The 15,034-nt window shown below is 72.7% G+C and carries 14 protein-coding genes, 2 tRNA genes and 1 pseudogene; 10 read left to right on the forward strand and 7 right to left on the reverse strand.

From position 1 onward, the window contains the following. Positions 1 to 438 (reverse strand): annotated as a pseudogene (locus DN069_RS07185) (ThiF family adenylyltransferase); the annotation flags it as partial. 249 nt (positions 439 to 687) lie between these two features. Between DN069_RS07185 and DN069_RS07190 the strand changes: the two are divergent. Next, the gene (locus DN069_RS07190; RefSeq protein ID WP_111500009.1) at positions 688 to 1,275 is read left to right on the forward strand and encodes a M48 metallopeptidase family protein; all 588 of its coding nucleotides are present in this window, start codon (positions 688 to 690) and stop codon (positions 1,273 to 1,275) included. A 24-nt stretch (positions 1,276 to 1,299) separates the two neighbouring features. Here DN069_RS07190 and DN069_RS07195 read toward each other — a convergent pair whose 3' ends face one another. Further along, positions 1,300 to 1,857 (reverse strand): NUDIX hydrolase, encoded by a 558-nt coding sequence (locus DN069_RS07195; RefSeq protein ID WP_111500073.1) that lies wholly within the window; start codon positions 1,855 to 1,857, stop codon positions 1,300 to 1,302. Positions 1,858 to 1,880: 23 nt separating this feature from the next. Further along, entirely contained in the window at positions 1,881 to 3,512 is a 1,632-nt protein-coding gene (locus DN069_RS07200; RefSeq protein WP_111500010.1) for a zinc-dependent metalloprotease, read from the reverse strand. Between the two features lie 212 nt (positions 3,513 to 3,724). On the opposite strand from DN069_RS07200, the gene DN069_RS07205 reads away from it, so the two are divergent. The 4 genes from DN069_RS07205 to DN069_RS07220 all read left to right on the forward strand — a co-directional run bounded on the left by DN069_RS07205 (position 3,725) and on the right by DN069_RS07220 (position 6,780). Then, on the forward strand, positions 3,725 to 4,804 hold the full coding sequence (locus DN069_RS07205; protein WP_279387880.1) for an NAD-dependent epimerase/dehydratase family protein: 1,080 nt from the start codon (positions 3,725 to 3,727) through the stop codon (positions 4,802 to 4,804). Between the two features lie 70 nt (positions 4,805 to 4,874). Further along, positions 4,875 to 5,318 carry a molybdenum cofactor biosynthesis protein MoaE gene (locus DN069_RS07210; protein WP_243638975.1) on the forward strand — a complete coding sequence of 148 codons (444 nt, stop codon included), beginning with the start codon at positions 4,875 to 4,877 and terminating at the stop codon, positions 5,316 to 5,318. A gap of 142 nt (positions 5,319 to 5,460) precedes the next feature. Next, on the forward strand, positions 5,461 to 5,646 hold the full coding sequence (locus tag DN069_RS07215) for a hypothetical protein (RefSeq protein ID WP_111500013.1): 186 nt from the start codon (positions 5,461 to 5,463) through the stop codon (positions 5,644 to 5,646). Between the two features lie 42 nt (positions 5,647 to 5,688). Then, complete coding sequence (locus DN069_RS07220) at positions 5,689 to 6,780, forward strand: YlbL family protein (protein ID WP_111500014.1); 1,092 nt, start codon at positions 5,689 to 5,691, stop codon at positions 6,778 to 6,780. Positions 6,781 to 6,896: 116 nt separating this feature from the next. Here the strand turns inward: DN069_RS07220 and DN069_RS07225 are convergent, their stop codons facing one another. Continuing rightward, a complete protein-coding gene (locus DN069_RS07225; RefSeq protein WP_111500015.1) occupies positions 6,897 to 7,436 on the reverse strand; it encodes a PPA1309 family protein in 540 nt (179 codons plus the stop codon). Between the two features lie 124 nt (positions 7,437 to 7,560). Between DN069_RS07225 and DN069_RS07230 the strand changes: the two genes are divergently transcribed. The 4 genes from DN069_RS07230 to DN069_RS07245 all read left to right on the forward strand — a co-directional run bounded on the left by DN069_RS07230 (position 7,561) and on the right by DN069_RS07245 (position 11,177). Further along, complete coding sequence (locus DN069_RS07230) at positions 7,561 to 8,424, forward strand: UPF0182 family protein (protein WP_133259839.1); 864 nt, start codon at positions 7,561 to 7,563, stop codon at positions 8,422 to 8,424. Between the two features lie 40 nt (positions 8,425 to 8,464). Continuing rightward, positions 8,465 to 8,538, forward strand: a tRNA-Met gene (locus DN069_RS07235). Positions 8,539 to 8,646: 108 nt separating this feature from the next. Continuing rightward, a tRNA-Met gene (locus tag DN069_RS07240) sits at positions 8,647 to 8,720 on the forward strand. Between the two features lie 384 nt (positions 8,721 to 9,104). Continuing rightward, a complete protein-coding gene (locus tag DN069_RS07245) occupies positions 9,105 to 11,177 on the forward strand; it encodes a tetratricopeptide repeat protein (RefSeq protein ID WP_111500017.1) in 2,073 nt (690 codons plus the stop codon). Positions 11,178 to 11,179: 2 nt separating this feature from the next. Here the strand turns inward: DN069_RS07245 and DN069_RS07250 are convergent, their stop codons facing one another. The 3 genes from DN069_RS07250 to hisN all read right to left on the reverse strand — a co-directional run bounded on the left by DN069_RS07250 (position 11,180) and on the right by hisN (position 13,229). After that, positions 11,180 to 11,596 (reverse strand): Fur family transcriptional regulator, encoded by a 417-nt coding sequence (locus DN069_RS07250; RefSeq protein ID WP_111500018.1) that lies wholly within the window; start codon positions 11,594 to 11,596, stop codon positions 11,180 to 11,182. A gap of 15 nt (positions 11,597 to 11,611) precedes the next feature. Then, complete coding sequence (locus DN069_RS07255; protein ID WP_111500019.1) at positions 11,612 to 12,298, reverse strand: DedA family protein; 687 nt, start codon at positions 12,296 to 12,298, stop codon at positions 11,612 to 11,614. Between the two features lie 136 nt (positions 12,299 to 12,434). Next, positions 12,435 to 13,229 carry a histidinol-phosphatase gene (gene hisN / locus DN069_RS07260; RefSeq protein WP_111500020.1) on the reverse strand — a complete coding sequence of 265 codons (795 nt, stop codon included), beginning with the start codon at positions 13,227 to 13,229 and terminating at the stop codon, positions 12,435 to 12,437. 167 nt (positions 13,230 to 13,396) lie between these two features. Here hisN and DN069_RS07265 point away from each other — a divergent pair, with 167 nt between their 5' ends. Then, a complete protein-coding gene (locus tag DN069_RS07265) occupies positions 13,397 to 15,004 on the forward strand; it encodes a right-handed parallel beta-helix repeat-containing protein (protein ID WP_133259840.1) in 1,608 nt (535 codons plus the stop codon). Positions 15,005 to 15,034: the final 30 nt, after the last annotated feature.

A 15,034-nucleotide genomic window follows, 5' to 3' on the forward strand; every position in this document is an offset into this window, starting at 1 on the left:
GGCGAGCAGCGAGGCGACCGCTGCGCCCACCCGCCCCGCCCCGCGTACCTCGACCCGGGCTTCCCGGCGGGCGAGCAGGGCGGCGGGAGCCGCGCCCGGACCTGGCCGGGCGAGCGAGAGCGCGGCCAGATCCGGTGCCAGCCGCGCCCGTTCCTCGGGCGGCAGGGCCAGCAGCGGCCGATGGGCGGCGCTGTCGTCGATGGCGTCGCAGGCGAGCAGCTCCTCGATCAGCTCGCCCACGCGCTGGGGGCCGATGCCCAGGCGTGCAGCCTCTCCGGGCAGCGCGGCCAGCTCCCGCGTGCCGTCCAGCAGGTCGAGGAACCGCGCCTCGTCGGGCGCGGCCGTGACCACCCCGCCGTGCCCCGGTCCGAGACCGAACTGCAGCGTCTCCCGGTCGCGCCAGGCGCGGTGCAGAGCGGGCTTGAGACAGGGGCGCATCGACGTCTCCGTTCCGAGCGGTGGGTCCTGCCGGATCTGACGCGCTCAGCATGCACCGGAAGCGGAAAACGTGCGCAAAGTTATCCACAGGGCTGTGGATATGGTCTGATGATCGCTCAAATCTCCTGTGATTTGGCCCGTTTTTGCCGAGATTCCACGCTATTCCCCCTGTGGTGATGACCACCCGAAGGGAGAAATTCAGCCAATGGGTGGGGACTTTTGACGGTCCCGACAGGTAGCGTCTCCGCCGTGGCTGCTGGACCGGAGCACCGTTCTGCTGCGCCGCGCAGGCCTGTTCTGGCAGCAGCCCAGAGCCGGCTGTCGGCGCAGAACGTCGAGGTGCGCAGAAGCGCCCGACGCAGCCGCACGGTGTCCGCCTACCGCGAGGACGGGCGCACCATCGTGCTCATCCCCGCCCGCATGACCGCGGCCGAGGAGAAGCGCTGGGTGGAGCGGATGCTGGACCGGCTCGACGCCCGGGAGAGCCGGCCGGTCCGCGGTGACGAGGAGCTCTCGGCACGTGCCTGCGAGCTGTCCAGGAAGTACCTGGGTGGCCGGGCCGAGCCCCGGAGCGTCCGCTGGGTCACCAACCAGAACACCCGCTGGGGCTCCTGCACCCCGTCGGAGCGGACGATACGTCTCTCCCACCGGCTGCAGGGCATGCCCGACTACGTGGTCGACTACGTGTTGCTGCACGAGCTCGCCCATCTCCTGGAGCCGGACCACGGGAGCCGGTTCTGGGCCCTGCTGGACGCCTATCCGCGCACCGAACGGGCGCGGGGCTATCTGGAGGGCGTGGTCGCCGCCCGGCTGCCCTCCCCGCGCGAGAGCCACTGAGGCCGGGCGGGGGAGGGGCTCGCGTCAGCGCAGCGCGAGCTTGGCCAGCTCCGTCAGCCGCCGCACCGAGGCGTCGGTGTCGTCGGGCAGCCGGTCCCACGGGAACCAGCGCAGGTCCAGGGACTCCTCGCTGATCCGGGCCAGGGCGTCCGTGGGGGCGAGGACCAGGTACTGGACGTCCAGGTGCGTGTTCTCCGGCTGGTCCTTGCCGGCGCAGCGCACCGCGTGGCGGTCCAGCTTGACGGGCCCCTCCCCGATCAGGGTCAGCCCCTCGGTGATGCCCGACTCCTCGCGGGCCTCGCGCAGAGCGGCCTCGGCCAGCGTGGCGTCCTCGGGCTCGCAGTGGCCGCCCAGCTGGAGCCAGCGACCCACCTTCGGGTGCAGGGTGAGCAGCACGCGCCCGCCCGCCGCGTCCACCACCAGGGCGCTCGCGGTGATGTGGGCGGGGCGGCAGCTGCGCCAGACCCCGTCCACGCGGGCGTCCAGGTGCGCCAGATAGTCCTGGCGCAGCAGGTCCTGCTCGGCGTCGGGCGCCTGCCAGGAGCGCAGCGCCCGGACGGCGTCGGCGTGGAGGGACGACAGGGAGGTCAACTCGGAACTCGAGATCACTGCTCGGTACCCGGCTTCCCCTCGTCCTCGCCCTTGTCCGGCTTGTCGTCGGTCGGCTTGTCGTCGGTCGGCTTGTCCGCACCGGACGTACTCTCGGACGCTCCGCCCTGGGCTCCGCCCGCTGCGTCGGGGCGTCGCTCGGCGGCCTCGTTGAGCAGCTCGTCGAGCTTGGTGAAGTCGATGCCCCCCTCGCCGAGGTCGGGGGCGGCGGCGCCGTGCACGAACCCGTCCGGGTCGTCCAGATCGGCCGCCGTCGGCAGCATGTCGGGGTGACCCCACAGGGCGTCACGGCCGTCGGTGCCCCGGGCGTCGGCCAGCGAGGCCCACAGCCGGGAGGCGTCCCGCAGACGACGCGGGCGCAGCTCCAGGCCGACCAGGGTGGCGAAGGTCTGCTCGGCCGGCCCGCCGGTGGCCCGGCGGCGGCGCAGGGTCTCGCGCAGGGCCGCGGCGTGCGGCAGATGCGGCGCGGCGGCCGCGTGGACGACCGCGTCCACCCAGCCCTCGACGAGGGCCAGTGCCGTCTCCAGGCGAGCCAGCGCCGCCTTCTGCTCGGGGGTGTCCTCGGGCTGGAACAGGCCGCCGCCCAGCGCCTCCTGGAGGGACTCCGGGTTCGTCGGGTCGACCTGGCCGACCAGGTCCTCCAGGCGGGAGGTGTCGACCTTGATGCCGCGCGCGTAGGCCTCGACGGTGCCGAAGAGGTGCTGGCGCAGCCAGGGCACGTGGGCGAAGAGCCGCTGGTGCGCCGCCTCGCGCAGGGCGAGGTAGAGGCGGACCTCGTCGGCGGGCACGGACAGGCCCTCGCCGAACAGCTCGATGTTCTGCGGCAGTAGCGCGGCCTTCCCGGCCGGGCCCAGCGGCAGGCCGACGTCACTGGAGCCGAGCACCTCGGCCGCCAGGGCGCCGAGGGCCTGGCCGATCTGGGTGCCGAACATGGCACCGCCCATGCTGCGCATCACGCCGAGCAGCGGGCCGGCCATGGCCTGCATCTCCTCGGGCACCACGCTGCCCATGGCCGAGCCGACGCGCTCGGCCACCGGATCGACCAGCTGTTGCCAGGTCGGCAGAGTGGCCTCGATCCACTCGGCCCGGCTCCAGGCGACGGCGCTCGCCGCGCCGGCGGGCAGCGCCGTCACCGAGTCCAGCCAGAGCTCGGCCAGGCGCATGGACTCGGAGACGGCGGACCGCTCCGACTCGCCGACGGAGCGGTCCTTGGACCCCTCCTCGTCGGTGCCCTGGACGACCGCCTGGCGGGCGATGTTCTTGGCGAGCTCCCAGTTGACCGGCCCGCCGTCGAAGGAGAGCATCTGGCCCAGCTGCTGGAACGCGGCGCCGAGGTCGTTGGGGTTCAGGCCGCCGAAGATGGCGGCGAAGGGGTTGTCACCGGACTCGCCGGAGCCGCCCGGGCCGCCGGGCAGGCCGGGGAAACCGGGGAAGCCGAAACCGAAGGGGTTGCCGCCGCCAGGACCGCCACTGCCACCGCTGTCGCCGCTGCCGGAGCCGCCGCCACCGGTGCCCTTGTCGTTACGGCCGCCGGAGCCGCCCTGGCTGCCGGAGCCGCCCTGCTTCCCCTCCTTGCCCTCCTCGGGCTCCTCGGGGGGAAGGCCGAAGCCGAAGGGGATGTCGCTCACGAGTCGCCTCGATCTGATAGGCCGGCGCCGGAACACGGCGGGTGCCGGGTGCACCGCCATGCCCTGGCCTCGGGCAGGATGGACCGGTACGTGACACTTACGTACGCATCAAAACTAACCGTGGAGGATAGCCGGTGAGTTCCCCGCCTTCGGACGTTCGCTCTCGGCTGACCGATGACCTGGAGGGTCCGGCGGGTTCGGAGGAGGCAGAGGTGGACCGCCCCGAGTACACCGGGACGCCGCTGGTCGTCGCCGTCACCGGCGCCGCCTCCGGCATGGGCGAACGCCTGGTCCGCCGGCTGGCCGAGGCTCAGGGCGTGCGCCGGGTCCTGGCGATCGACGAACGCCGTGGCGAGGCGAAGGGCGTCCAGTGGCGGGTGCTCGACGTCCGCGACCCGGCGGTGGCCGAGCGGTTGGCTGGCGTGGACGTGGTCGTCCACCTGGCGCTCGACCTCGGCATGGAGTCCGACCCCAAGGCACGCTCCGCCTACAACGTCCGCGGGACGCAGACCGTGATCACGGCGGCCGCGGCCGCGGGCGTGCACCGGGTGGTGCTGTGCACCTCGGCCATGGTCTACGGGGCGGTGGCCGACAACGAGGTCCCGCTGGCGGAGGACGCGCCGCTGCGCGCGACCGAAGAGGCCACCCTGGTGGGTGATCTGCTGGAGATCGAGCGCCTCGCCCGGCGCGCGCCCCACGTCCACCCCGGGCTGTCCGTGACGGTGCTGCGTCCGGCGGTGCTGGTCGGGCCGGGTGTCGACACAGTGCTGACCCGCCACTTCGAGGCACCGCGGCTGCTGGTCGTGGCCGGCTCCCGTCCCTGCTGGCAGTTCTGCCATGTGGACGACCTCACGACGGCGCTGGAGTACGCGGCGCTCGGCTTCGTCGAGGGCGAGGTCACGGTCGGCTGCGACGGCTGGCTGGAGCAGGAGGAGGTCGAGCAGATCACCGGCATCCGCCGGATGGAACTGCCTGCCTCCCTCGCGCTGGGCACCGCCGCCCGGCTGCACCGGCTCGGGCTGACCCCGGCACCGGCCGGCGATCTGGCCTACACGATGTATCCGTGGGTGGTCTCCGGCAGTCGGCTGCACGAGGCGGGCTGGCGGCCGCGGCACAGCAACGAGGACGCGCTGGCGGAGCTGCTGGAGCAGGTCTCCGGCAACCACGCGGTGGCCGGGCGTCGCCTGAGCGGCAAGGACGCCGCGACCAGCCTCGGCGCGGCCGGAGCCACGGTCGCCCTGGTCGGCACGGCCGCGCTCGTGCGGCGCGCCCGCAAGCGGCGTCGCATGTGAGGCGGAAGTCGGATGTCACGATGCGGAATCGCCTCTTGAGTCGCGTCGGGGATCCGCCATCATGGACGCCATGAGCTCCAACACGACGGCCGACGACCCGATCCGCCTGCTCGCGCTGCGCGACACCGCGCTGTCGCTCGACGAGGTCGTCGCCGCGGTCCAGCACGACGCGGCCGGCGGCACCGACGTCTTCATCGGCACCGTCCGGGACCACGACGGTGGCAAGGGTGTCACCGCCCTGGAGTACAGCGCCCACCCGACCGCGGAGGCCGAGCTGCGCCGGGTCGCGGAGAAGGTCTGCGCGGACTTCCCCGTCCTGGCCGTGGCCGCCGTGCACCGGGTCGGCCTGCTGGAGATCAACGACGTCGCGGTGATCGTCGCGGTCTCCACCGCGCACCGGGGCGAGGCCTTCGAGGCCTGCCGCCGGCTGATCGACACGCTCAAGCACGAGGTGCCGATCTGGAAGCACCAGCGCTTCGCCGACGGCACCGAGGAGTGGGTCGCCGCCTGCTGAGCGAGGCCTGCTGCGGGAGGGCCGCTCCGGAAAAGCTTTCCCGGGAAAGCTGCGCATTCACCCACACGGTATGGATCTGGTGCGTGACCGGCATGCCCCGGTGATCGTTGTCCGTATCAGCCACTAGTCTGCTGATAACACGATGACCTGGGAGAACGACATGGGTGTGCTCGCCTGGTGGATCATCCCGTTGGTGGGTGGGGTCCTCGCCGCGCTCTGGGTGACCTGGTCCTCCCGAACCCGCAGTACGGGTGACCGCGACTCGGTGCAGGGCTACGAACGTTTCCGCGACGCCATGGAGCGCACGACGGGGCGACCGGAAGCGTAGTCCGCCGGGCGCGAGTCCGAGCGCGTCCCGTACTGTCGTGCCATGCCACGCCGCTCCGCGACGATGCTCGCCGCCACGTTGATGCTGATAGCGCTGTTCTGCGTCGCCCTCGTGGTGCCCACGCCCTATGCCGAGATGAGCCCCGGGCCGACCTACAACACCCTGGGCGACCAGAACGGCAAGCCCGTCATCGTCATCACCGGTCACCACACGTACCCCACCAGCGGTCACCTGAACATGACCACGGTCGAGGTGAGCAGCGCGGACTACCGGCCGAACCTGGTCTCCGCGCTGATCGGCTGGATGAAGGGCGACATGGCGATCGTCCCGCACAGCACGCTCTACCCGGACAACCAGACCGAGCAGCAGGCCCAGCAGCAGAACGCCGAGGAGTTCTCAGCCTCGCAGGACAGCGCCAAGGCCGCCGCCCTCAGCAGCCTCGGATTCCCGGTCCAGCCCGAGGTCGTGGTCGCCGCGGTGGTCGAGAACAGCCCCTCGATCGGCAAGCTCCACGCCGGCGACATCATCGTGGCGGTCGACGGCACCAAGGTCACCGACCCGCAGCAGGTGTCCACGCTGGTGACCAAGCATCAGCCGGGGCAGGACGTGGTCTTCACGGTGATCCCCAAGGCGAAGACCTCGGACATCACCCAGACCGCCGCCCAGGAGGCAGCGGCCGAGCAGCGGGTGACCATCACCACGGCGAAGAACCCGGACACCGGCAAGGCCATGGTCGGCATCCAGCCCGACGTGGAGCACAGCTTCCCGTTCGACGTCCAGATCAACCTGGGCGACGTCGGCGGCCCCAGCGCCGGGCTGATGTTCGCGCTCGGCATCGTGGACAAGCTGAACGGCACCGACCTGACCGGCGGGAAGTTCGTCGCCGGCACCGGCACCATCGACGCCAACGGCAACGTCGGGCCGATCGGCGGCATCAGCATGAAGCTGATCGCGGCGCGCAACGCCGGCGCCCAGTACTTCTTCACCCCGGCCGACAACTGCGCGGAGGCGGCCTCCGCCACCCCGCAGGGGCTCACTCTCGTCAAGGAGACGAGCCTCAAGGGTGCGTTGGACGCCCTCTCCGCCATCCGTTCGGGCGACACCGCCGCGCTGCCCTCCTGCTCCACGAAGTAGGGCGCACGAAGCAGTCCGGCGGGCAGGTGGCCGAGAACGAACTCTGGGCAGGCTGGTGAGCCTGCCCAGCGTGGGTCCGGAGCTGTGCGCGGTCGCCGCCGGTCGGCGGGACGCTGTCAGCTGAAGGTGGTCAGCAGCGCGTCGGCGAGGCCGGGGACCAGGTCGGGACCGGTCAGGACCTCGCGGGCGGTGTCCTTCTCGCGCAGGCGCAGCGCGGTCTCGCGGCTGCCGTCGCGCAGGACCGCCACCGTCATCCGGACCTCCTGACGGTTCGGGTGCTTGGCGACGAAGGCGGCCAGCTCCCGCTCGCTCTTGCCCTTCGGCAGCTCCTCCTCGGCGGAGGGCGGCAGGATCAGCCGCTCGACGACCAGGGCGCAGCCCGCGACCGCGTCGGGCCAGGCGATGGTGCCGAGGAACTCGTCGAGCTTCGCGCCGCGCGGGAGCTCGTCCTGTTCGATCGGGGTCAGCTCGCCCTGGGCGCCCGGCTCCAGGCCCAGCTCCCGTGCCAGGGCGGGCTGGTCGGTCAGCAGCGCGGCCGTGTCCACCAAGGCGAAGAGGCGGGCGGGCTGGTCCCAGCCGAGGCCGGCGGCGTACTCGTCGATCTCGAGTGCGGCACGGGTCAGCGGGCGGGCGGCGGGGGGTGTGGCGTCGGACATGTTCCATATCCTCACATGTCGGCGGGAACTCAAATAATCGTCGTCGGAGTTGGACTAGGCGGCCCCTGGACCCCCGGCCGGGGCAGGGCCGTCCGCCCGCCACCGACCAGCCCGAGGACCCGCCTTGGTATTCCAGATGCCGACGACCGGCCCGACGCGGCGTCGCCCGCGCGTGCTGCCGTTGGCATCGGCCATCTCCGCGGGCCTGATGCTGGGCGCCCTGGTGGTGCTGGTCGCGCCGAGCTGGGCTCAGGTCATCCTCTTCCTGGTCTTCGGCTCCGTCATGGCGCTGCTGGTCGGCGGCAACTGCTGGCTCGCGCACCGGCTGCGTCAGCCGCTGAGCGTGATGTCGTCCGAACAGGTGAGCCTGGATCCGTGCCGCCAGCTGGTCGCCGGACGAAAACCGGTGCTGCTCGCTGCGGTCGCCGGTGTCCCGGGGGTGCTGGCCGGTGCGGCCGCGGCCACCCACGCCGACCTGTGGCAGGAGACGGTGCGCGGCGCCGAGTGGGGAGTGCGGGACCCGATCCTGCACCGGCCCTCGGGCTTCTACCTGACCACCGTCCCCTGGTACCGGTTCCTGGTCGACTTCGGCTTCGCGGCGATGGTCGCCTCCTTGGCCGCGGCCGGGGCGGTCCACTACCTCTACGGCGGCCTGCAGTTGCAGGACCGACGCAGACGCAGCACGGCCGCCGCCCGGACGCAGCTCTCGCTGCTGTGCGCGGTGCTGCTGGCGTTGAAGGCGGCGGCGTACTGGTTGGACCGCTTCGAGATCGTGGGCCGCGCGGGCGAGCTGGGTCCGCGCGAGCTGGCCGCCTGGCTGCAGGCGAAGTCGCTGCTGTGCAGCATCGCGCTGATCTGCGCCGTGCTGTTCCTGTCGGTCCCGGTCCGGCACCGCTGGATGCCGGCTCTCACGGGGCTGGTGCTGCTGCTGTTCTGCTCGGGCCTGATCGGCGGGGTGTACCCGGCGCTGGTCGCCTATCTCGGTTGAGGAACCGCTCCGGGCACGTGCTAGTGTTGGGGCACAACGACGCGGGGTGGAGCAGCTCGGTAGCTCGCTGGGCTCATAACCCAGAGGTCGCAGGTTCAAATCCTGTCCCCGCTACTCAGGACGAAGGCCCGGTGCACACGCACCGGGCCTTCGTCGTTCCGGCCCCCGGTTATATCGATTTGCTCTGATCGGCCAGGGCGTCGTAGAGTAGAGACACAACGACGCGGGGTGGAGCAGCTCGGTAGCTCGCTGGGCTCATAACCCAGAGGTCGCAGGTTCAAATCCTGTCCCCGCTACTGAAGACAGGCCCGGTGCACACGCACCGGGCCTGTCGCATATCCGCAGATCCTCTGCTCACGGTCGACGCGCGTCGACCGCCGCGCCGGGGACCGTGTCGTGGGGCGCGCGACTCTGCCGAACGGGTACGGAATCTGACGGACAGTCTTATCGGGTTCCAGCACGGGAAGATGGGGGTCGCGGGAGGTCGGGGGCACGCTGTCGTCGACCGCTCGCACAGGTGTTGCACGGTAGATGTGTCGCGATATCGACAAAGCGCTGAAGTACCCTCACAAGCTGCGGTATACCAGGTGTACGCGGGTTGCGGATGGTGCGACGATGAGCTCGACGGGGGCGATTGCGTACCAGGGGTGCCCGCATCCCCGGCGGACGCGGGAGTCGACATGTCGGTAGTTGCTGGAGGCCCGGCAGGGGCCGAGCAGGCGGGGCGGCTGCCGTTGCAGCGCGGCCAGGACGCCCAGCGCGACGGCACGCTCCTCGGACAGCCGACCCTTGATGCCGCCGCGCCCGACAGCCAGAGGCTCGACCTCTCGGCCCCCGACTTCCCGCTGCCCGACGCCTCGCTCGCCGACACCCCGCTGACCGACCGAGCCGCCCACACCGACGATGCCGCGGACACCGACGGCGCCGACGACGACGCTGCCGTCGACCGCAGCGGTGCCCCCCACGGATCGACACCGTCCAGATCCACCCCGCGCCCCGACCTCGACCCCGTCGCGGAGGGCGAGGCGCCGGTCGGGGACGAGAGCCCGGCCGGAGCGGAGAGCTTCGAGGAGGTGCTCGCGGCGCGCGAGCGGGAGGCGCTGGAGCAGCGCTACCGCGACGCCGCGGAGTCGGGTGACGCCGCGGCGGCCAGTCTGCTCGGCGCGTTGCTGCTGCGCCGGGGCGATCTCGACGCCGCCGAGCCGTACCTGCGTCGGGCGGCCGCCGCCGGACTGCGGGCCGGCGCCAATAATTTGGGGGTGCTGCTGCACCAGCGCGGCCATCGGGACGAGGCCGGCCTGTGGTGGCGCGAGGCCGCCGTCGCCGGCAGCGCGCCCGCCGCGCACGCCCTCGGCCTGCATCTGCGCGACCGCGGCGACGAGTCCGGAGCCGAGTACTGGCTGCTTCAGGCGGCCGAGCAGGGGCACACCGGCGGCGCGTTCGCGCTGGCCGACCTGCTGGAGCACCGCCGTGACACGGCCCGTGCCGAGCGCTGGTTCCGCACCGCCGCCGAGGTCGGCCACCGCGAGGCCGCGTACCGGCTCGGCCGCCTGCGCGAGGGGGCGCGGGACGCCGCCGGGGCGGAGCCCTGGTACCGGCAGGCCGCGGCCAGGAGCCACACCGCCGCCTCACTCCGGCTCGGCCATCTCCTCGAGGCGCGCAAGGACCGCGAGGAGGCCGCCCGTTGGTACCGCCAGGCGGCCCAGGCGGGCGAGTCGCGCGCGGCCTGCGCGCTCGGCTTCCTGCTGCGCGACCAGGGTGACGCGGTCGGCGCCGCCGACTGGTGGCGCGAGGCCGCGGAGGCCGGCGACGGCACGGCCGCGAACGCGCTCGGCGCGCTCCACGACGAGTGGGGCGAGACCGAGATGGCGCAGCAGTGGTACCGCACGGCGCTGGACGCAGGGGACCACAACGGGGCGTTCAACCTCGGCCTGATGGCGGCTGCGCGCGGCCAGGAGGCGATGGCGGAGCAGTGGTACCGCCGGGCGGCCTACGCCGGTCACCGCGAGGCGAGCAACGCGCTGGCGGTGATGCTGCTGCAGCGCGGCGACACCCCCGGCGCCGAGCCGTGGTTCTGCAAGGCCGCCGAGGCAGGCTCGGTCGACGCCGCCTACAACCTGGGCATTCTGCACGCGGAGCGCGGCGAACTGCACTCCGCGCAGGAGTGGTACGCCCGTGCGGCGGCCGAGGGCCACGCGGACGCGGCGCTGCAGCTGGGGGTGGCCAAGGAGCGCCGCGGCGATCTCGCCGCGGCGGCGGCGCGGTACCGGCAGGCGGCTGACGGTGCCTCGGTCGAGGGCGCGTTCCGCCTCGCGGTGCTGCTGGAGCGGTTCGAGGACGAGACCGGCGGCCGGGGCGAGGACCCGGAGCGCTGGTACCGCAAAGCGGCCGAGGCCGGACACGGCCGCGCCCAGGTGCGGATCGGTGTCCGCGCGGCGGAGCGGGGTGAGACTCAGGAGGCGGAGCGCTGGTACCGCGCCGCCGCCGAGGGCGGCAGTCGCAGCGGCGCGTTCAACCTCGGCCTGCTCCTGGCCCGCGAGGGCGGCGAGTCCGAGGCGCTGCGCTGGTACACCATCGCCGCGGAGGCCGGCCACGGTCGCGCGGCGCTCCGGCTCGCCCTGGTCGCCGCGCGCCGCGGCGAACTGCGCGAGGCCCGCGTCTGGTGCGTCCGGGCGGCGGAGCTCGGTCCGTCCGGTGTGACGGAGCGGGCGGAGCGCCTGCTGGAGGCGCTGAGCGCGGAACTGTCGGCCTAGCCTCAGGCTTGGGCGCAGGCCGGGCAGAGGCCGCGGTAGGTGACCTCGACGCCGGAGATGGCGAAGCCGAAGCGCTCGGCGGCGGGGAGCGCGTTCAGGGGGTCCTCCGACGGATGCACGTCGCGGATGGTGCCGCAGGCCTCGCAGACCAGGTGCTGGTGCGCGTGGTGGGCGTTGGGGTCGTACCGCTTGGCGCGGCCGTCCGTGGAGACCTCCAGGACTTCGCCGAGCGTGACGAGTTCGCCCAGGGTGTTGTAGACCGTCGCCCGGCTGATCTCCGGCAGCAGTCCGACGGCGCGCGCGTGGATCTCGTCCGCGGTGTAGTGGACGTGGTCACCGTCCAGGACCTGGGCCACGACCCGTCGTTGCGCGGTGAGTCGCCACCCGCGGTTCCGGAGCCGTTCCAGCAGGTCACTCATGGGGGAGAGGGTATCTCAGACGGCGGAGCCCTCGATCTGGGCCTCGGCGTCGGCGTCGTCGGCAGCGCCGCTCTCCTGCTCCAGCCACGCCTCGGCCTTCTTCTCGGCGCGGCGCTTCAGCAGCACCAGGCCGGCCACGACGAGCGCCGCCACGCCGACGGCGATCCAACTGGCCACCGAGGCGTAGTGCTCGACGGTGTGCCAGCCCGCTCCGGCGAAGTAGCCGAGAAGGACGAAGCCCGTCGCCCAGACCGCGCCGCCGAGCATGTTCCACACGGCGAAGGTGCGGTAGGGCATCTCGGAGACGCCGCACAGGCCGGGGACGAGGGCGCGCAGGGCGGCCGCGAAGCGGCCCGCGAAGACGGCCTTTCCGCCGAGACGCCGGATCAGCTCCTTGCTCTGGCGCACGCTGGCCGGCTTGATCAGGCGCTTGGGCAGCCGGGAGAGCAGCGTGTCGCCCCAGCGCTTGCCGACCGCGTAGCCGATGCTGTCGCCGACGACGGCGCCGACGATCGCCACGAGCAGCACCGCCCACAGCTGGGTGTGACCGTTGTAGGCGGTGACCCCGCCGATCACCACCGCGGTCTCGCCGGGGATGAGGAAGCCGAGGAAGACCGAGGACTCCAGGGCGGGCAGCAGGAAGACGGCGATCAGCACCAACGTGCCGTTGAGTGCGAGCAGGTGGTCGCTGATCCAGGACACGGGCAGTCCTCACGGCAGGGGGACGGGACGGGACGAGACCCCAAACCTATCGTCCGCCCGCGTAAGCGCGCGGTCAGCGCCGGGCGCTCAGCAGCGGTGGGGGCGCCGGGAACGGTGCCCCCACCGTCCCGCGGGCTCAGCCGAGTCGGTGGAGCACTTCTCCGTGCAGCAGGCCGTTGCTGGCGACAGCGTTGCCGCTGCGGACGCCGGGGATGCCGTCGAGGCCGGTGAAACGGCCGCCCGCCTCCTCGACGACGACGCAGCAGGCCGCCATGTCCCACAGGCTCAGCTCGGGCTCGGCGGCGAGGTCGACGGCGCCCTCGGCGACCATCATGTAGGACCAGAAGTCGCCGTAGGCGCGGGTGCGCCAGCAGGCGCGGGTGAGGTCGAGGAAGGCGTCGAGCTTGCCGCGCTCCTCCCAGCCGCCGAGCGACGAGTACGAGAACGAGGCGTCCTCGAGGCGGGAGACCTCGGAGACGTGGATGCGCGAGGCGCGGGTCAGGCTGCGGCCGGTGAACGCGCCGGTGCCGCGGGCGGCCCACCAGCGGCGACCGAGCGCGGGCGCGGAGACGAGGCCGACGACGGGCTGCTCGCCGCCGGGGCCCGCCTCCATGAGCGCGATCAACGTCGCCCAGACCGGGACGCCGCGGATGAAGTTCTTGGTGCCGTCGATCGGGTCGATCACCCAGCGGCGCGGGCCCTGGCCGGTGGTGGTGCCGTACTCCTCACCGAGGACGGTGTCGCGTGGCCGCGCGCGGGCGAGGTCGCTGCGGAGCAGGTCCTCGACCGCCTTGTCCGCGTCGCTGACCGGGGTGAGGTCCGGCTTGGTCTCGACGGCGAGGTCGAGCGCGCGGAAGCGGTCGAGGGTCACCGAGTCGGCGTGGTCCGCGAGGACGTGGGCAAGGCGCAGATCGTCGGAGTAGTCGGCCATGCCCCGAACAGTAACGATCTCGGCGGGCATGGGCCAGCGCCGTCCGCGCCGTGCCGCGCGTGTCCGGAGCGTGCCGCGCGCCGAGGGATTGACTTCGTCGGTGGGCGCCCCGAGTCTGGGCGAGCTGACATGACGTCAGCTCATGTTTGCTTGGGGGAGGTCTGCCCGTGAGACCCGCGAGACCCGTGAAGATCGCACGAAGAGGCGCTTCGGGACGGCAGGGGCGCCCGAGAATCCTGCTCGCCCTGCTCGGCGCGACCGCCCTGGCGGTGGCCGGAATCACGCCGACCGCCGCGGGCGCCGCGTCCACCCACCGTCACAACCACGCGCGCACCCTGCTCGTCTGCAACGGCAGCACCACGCCCTGCCCGCGCGAAGCCGGCGCCGCCGCCTACCGGACCGTGCAGGCCGCCGTCGACGCCGCGCGGCGCGGCGACTGGGTGCTGGTCTGGCCCGGTGTCTATCACGAGAAGGCCACCGACAGCGCGGGCGTGCTGATCACGACGCCCGGCATCCACCTGCGCGGGCTCGACCGCAACGGGGTCGTCATCGACGGCAGCGACGGCACTGCGGCGCATCCCTGTCCGGCGGATCCGGCGCTGCAGGACCGCACCGGGCGCAGCGGGATCGTCGTCTCGAAGGCCGACGACGTCTCCGTCGAGAACCTGACGGTCTGCAACTACCTCTCCGGCGCGGACGGCGAGGGATACGGCGGCGGCAACGAGATCTGGTGGAACGGCGGCGACGGCAGCGGCACGATCGGGCTGCACGGCTACCACGGCGCCTACCTCACGGCGACGTCCGGTTACGGCTCGGCCGACGCGAGCGCGTCGATGGCGCAGTACGGGATCTTCGCGTCCAACGCCACCGGGCCGGCCGTCGTCGCGCACACCTACGCCTCCAACATGGGTGACTCCGACTACTACGTGGGCGCGTGCCGGAACGTCTGCGGGGTCGTGCTGACGGACGCGCACGGGCAGAACTCGGCGCTCGGCTTCTCGGGCACGAACTCCGGCGGCTACGTCATCCGCAACTCCGAGTTCGACCACAACCGCACCGGCATCGCGCCGAACTCCCTGAACAACGACGACGCGCCGCCCCCGCAGGACGGCAGCTGCGTGAACGCGCCGCAGGCGTCGTGCACGTTCATCGAGCACAACTTCATCCACGACAACAACAACCCGAACGCGCCCGTCTCCGGTCTGGCGCCGGTGATCGGCGTGGGCGTGGAGATCTCCGGCGGGCACGGCGACACGGTGCGGGACAACCGGATCGAGCGGCAGGGCAGTTGGGGCGTGGTGCTGCACGACTTCCCGGACAGCGAGACGCCGCCGCCGGGGAGCGACTGCCAGGGTGGCGTGCAGCAGCCGGGGCTGTGCCTCTTCCTCGCCTACGGCAACGTGGTGGCGGACAACGCGTTCAGCCACGTCGGCTGGTTCGGCAACCCGACCAACGCGGACGTGGCGAACGAGTCGGCGACGGCGCCCCGCAACTGCTTCACCGGCAACCGCGTGATCGGCGGGGGCGCGCTGACCAGCGATCCCGCGGCCATCCAGAGCGGCGCGGTGGACGGCACGCCGTGCGGTGCGGGCGCGGGCGTGGGCGACAGCGGGCTGCTCTTCGGCGAGCTGGTCTGCGCGGCGGGCTTCGGGACCTGCCCGGTGCCGGGCGCCGCCTACCCGCAGCGGACGGGGCTGGACCTGGCGCCGATCCGGCCGCAGCAGACGATGCCGCAGCCGTGCCGGGACGTGCCGGAGAACGCGTTCTGTCGGTGACGGGTGCCAGGACTTGGCTTCAGTGAATGA

The sequence above is a fragment of the Streptacidiphilus pinicola genome (assembly GCF_003258295.1).
Taxonomy (GTDB): Bacteria; Actinomycetota; Actinomycetes; order Streptomycetales; family Streptomycetaceae; genus Streptacidiphilus; species Streptacidiphilus pinicola.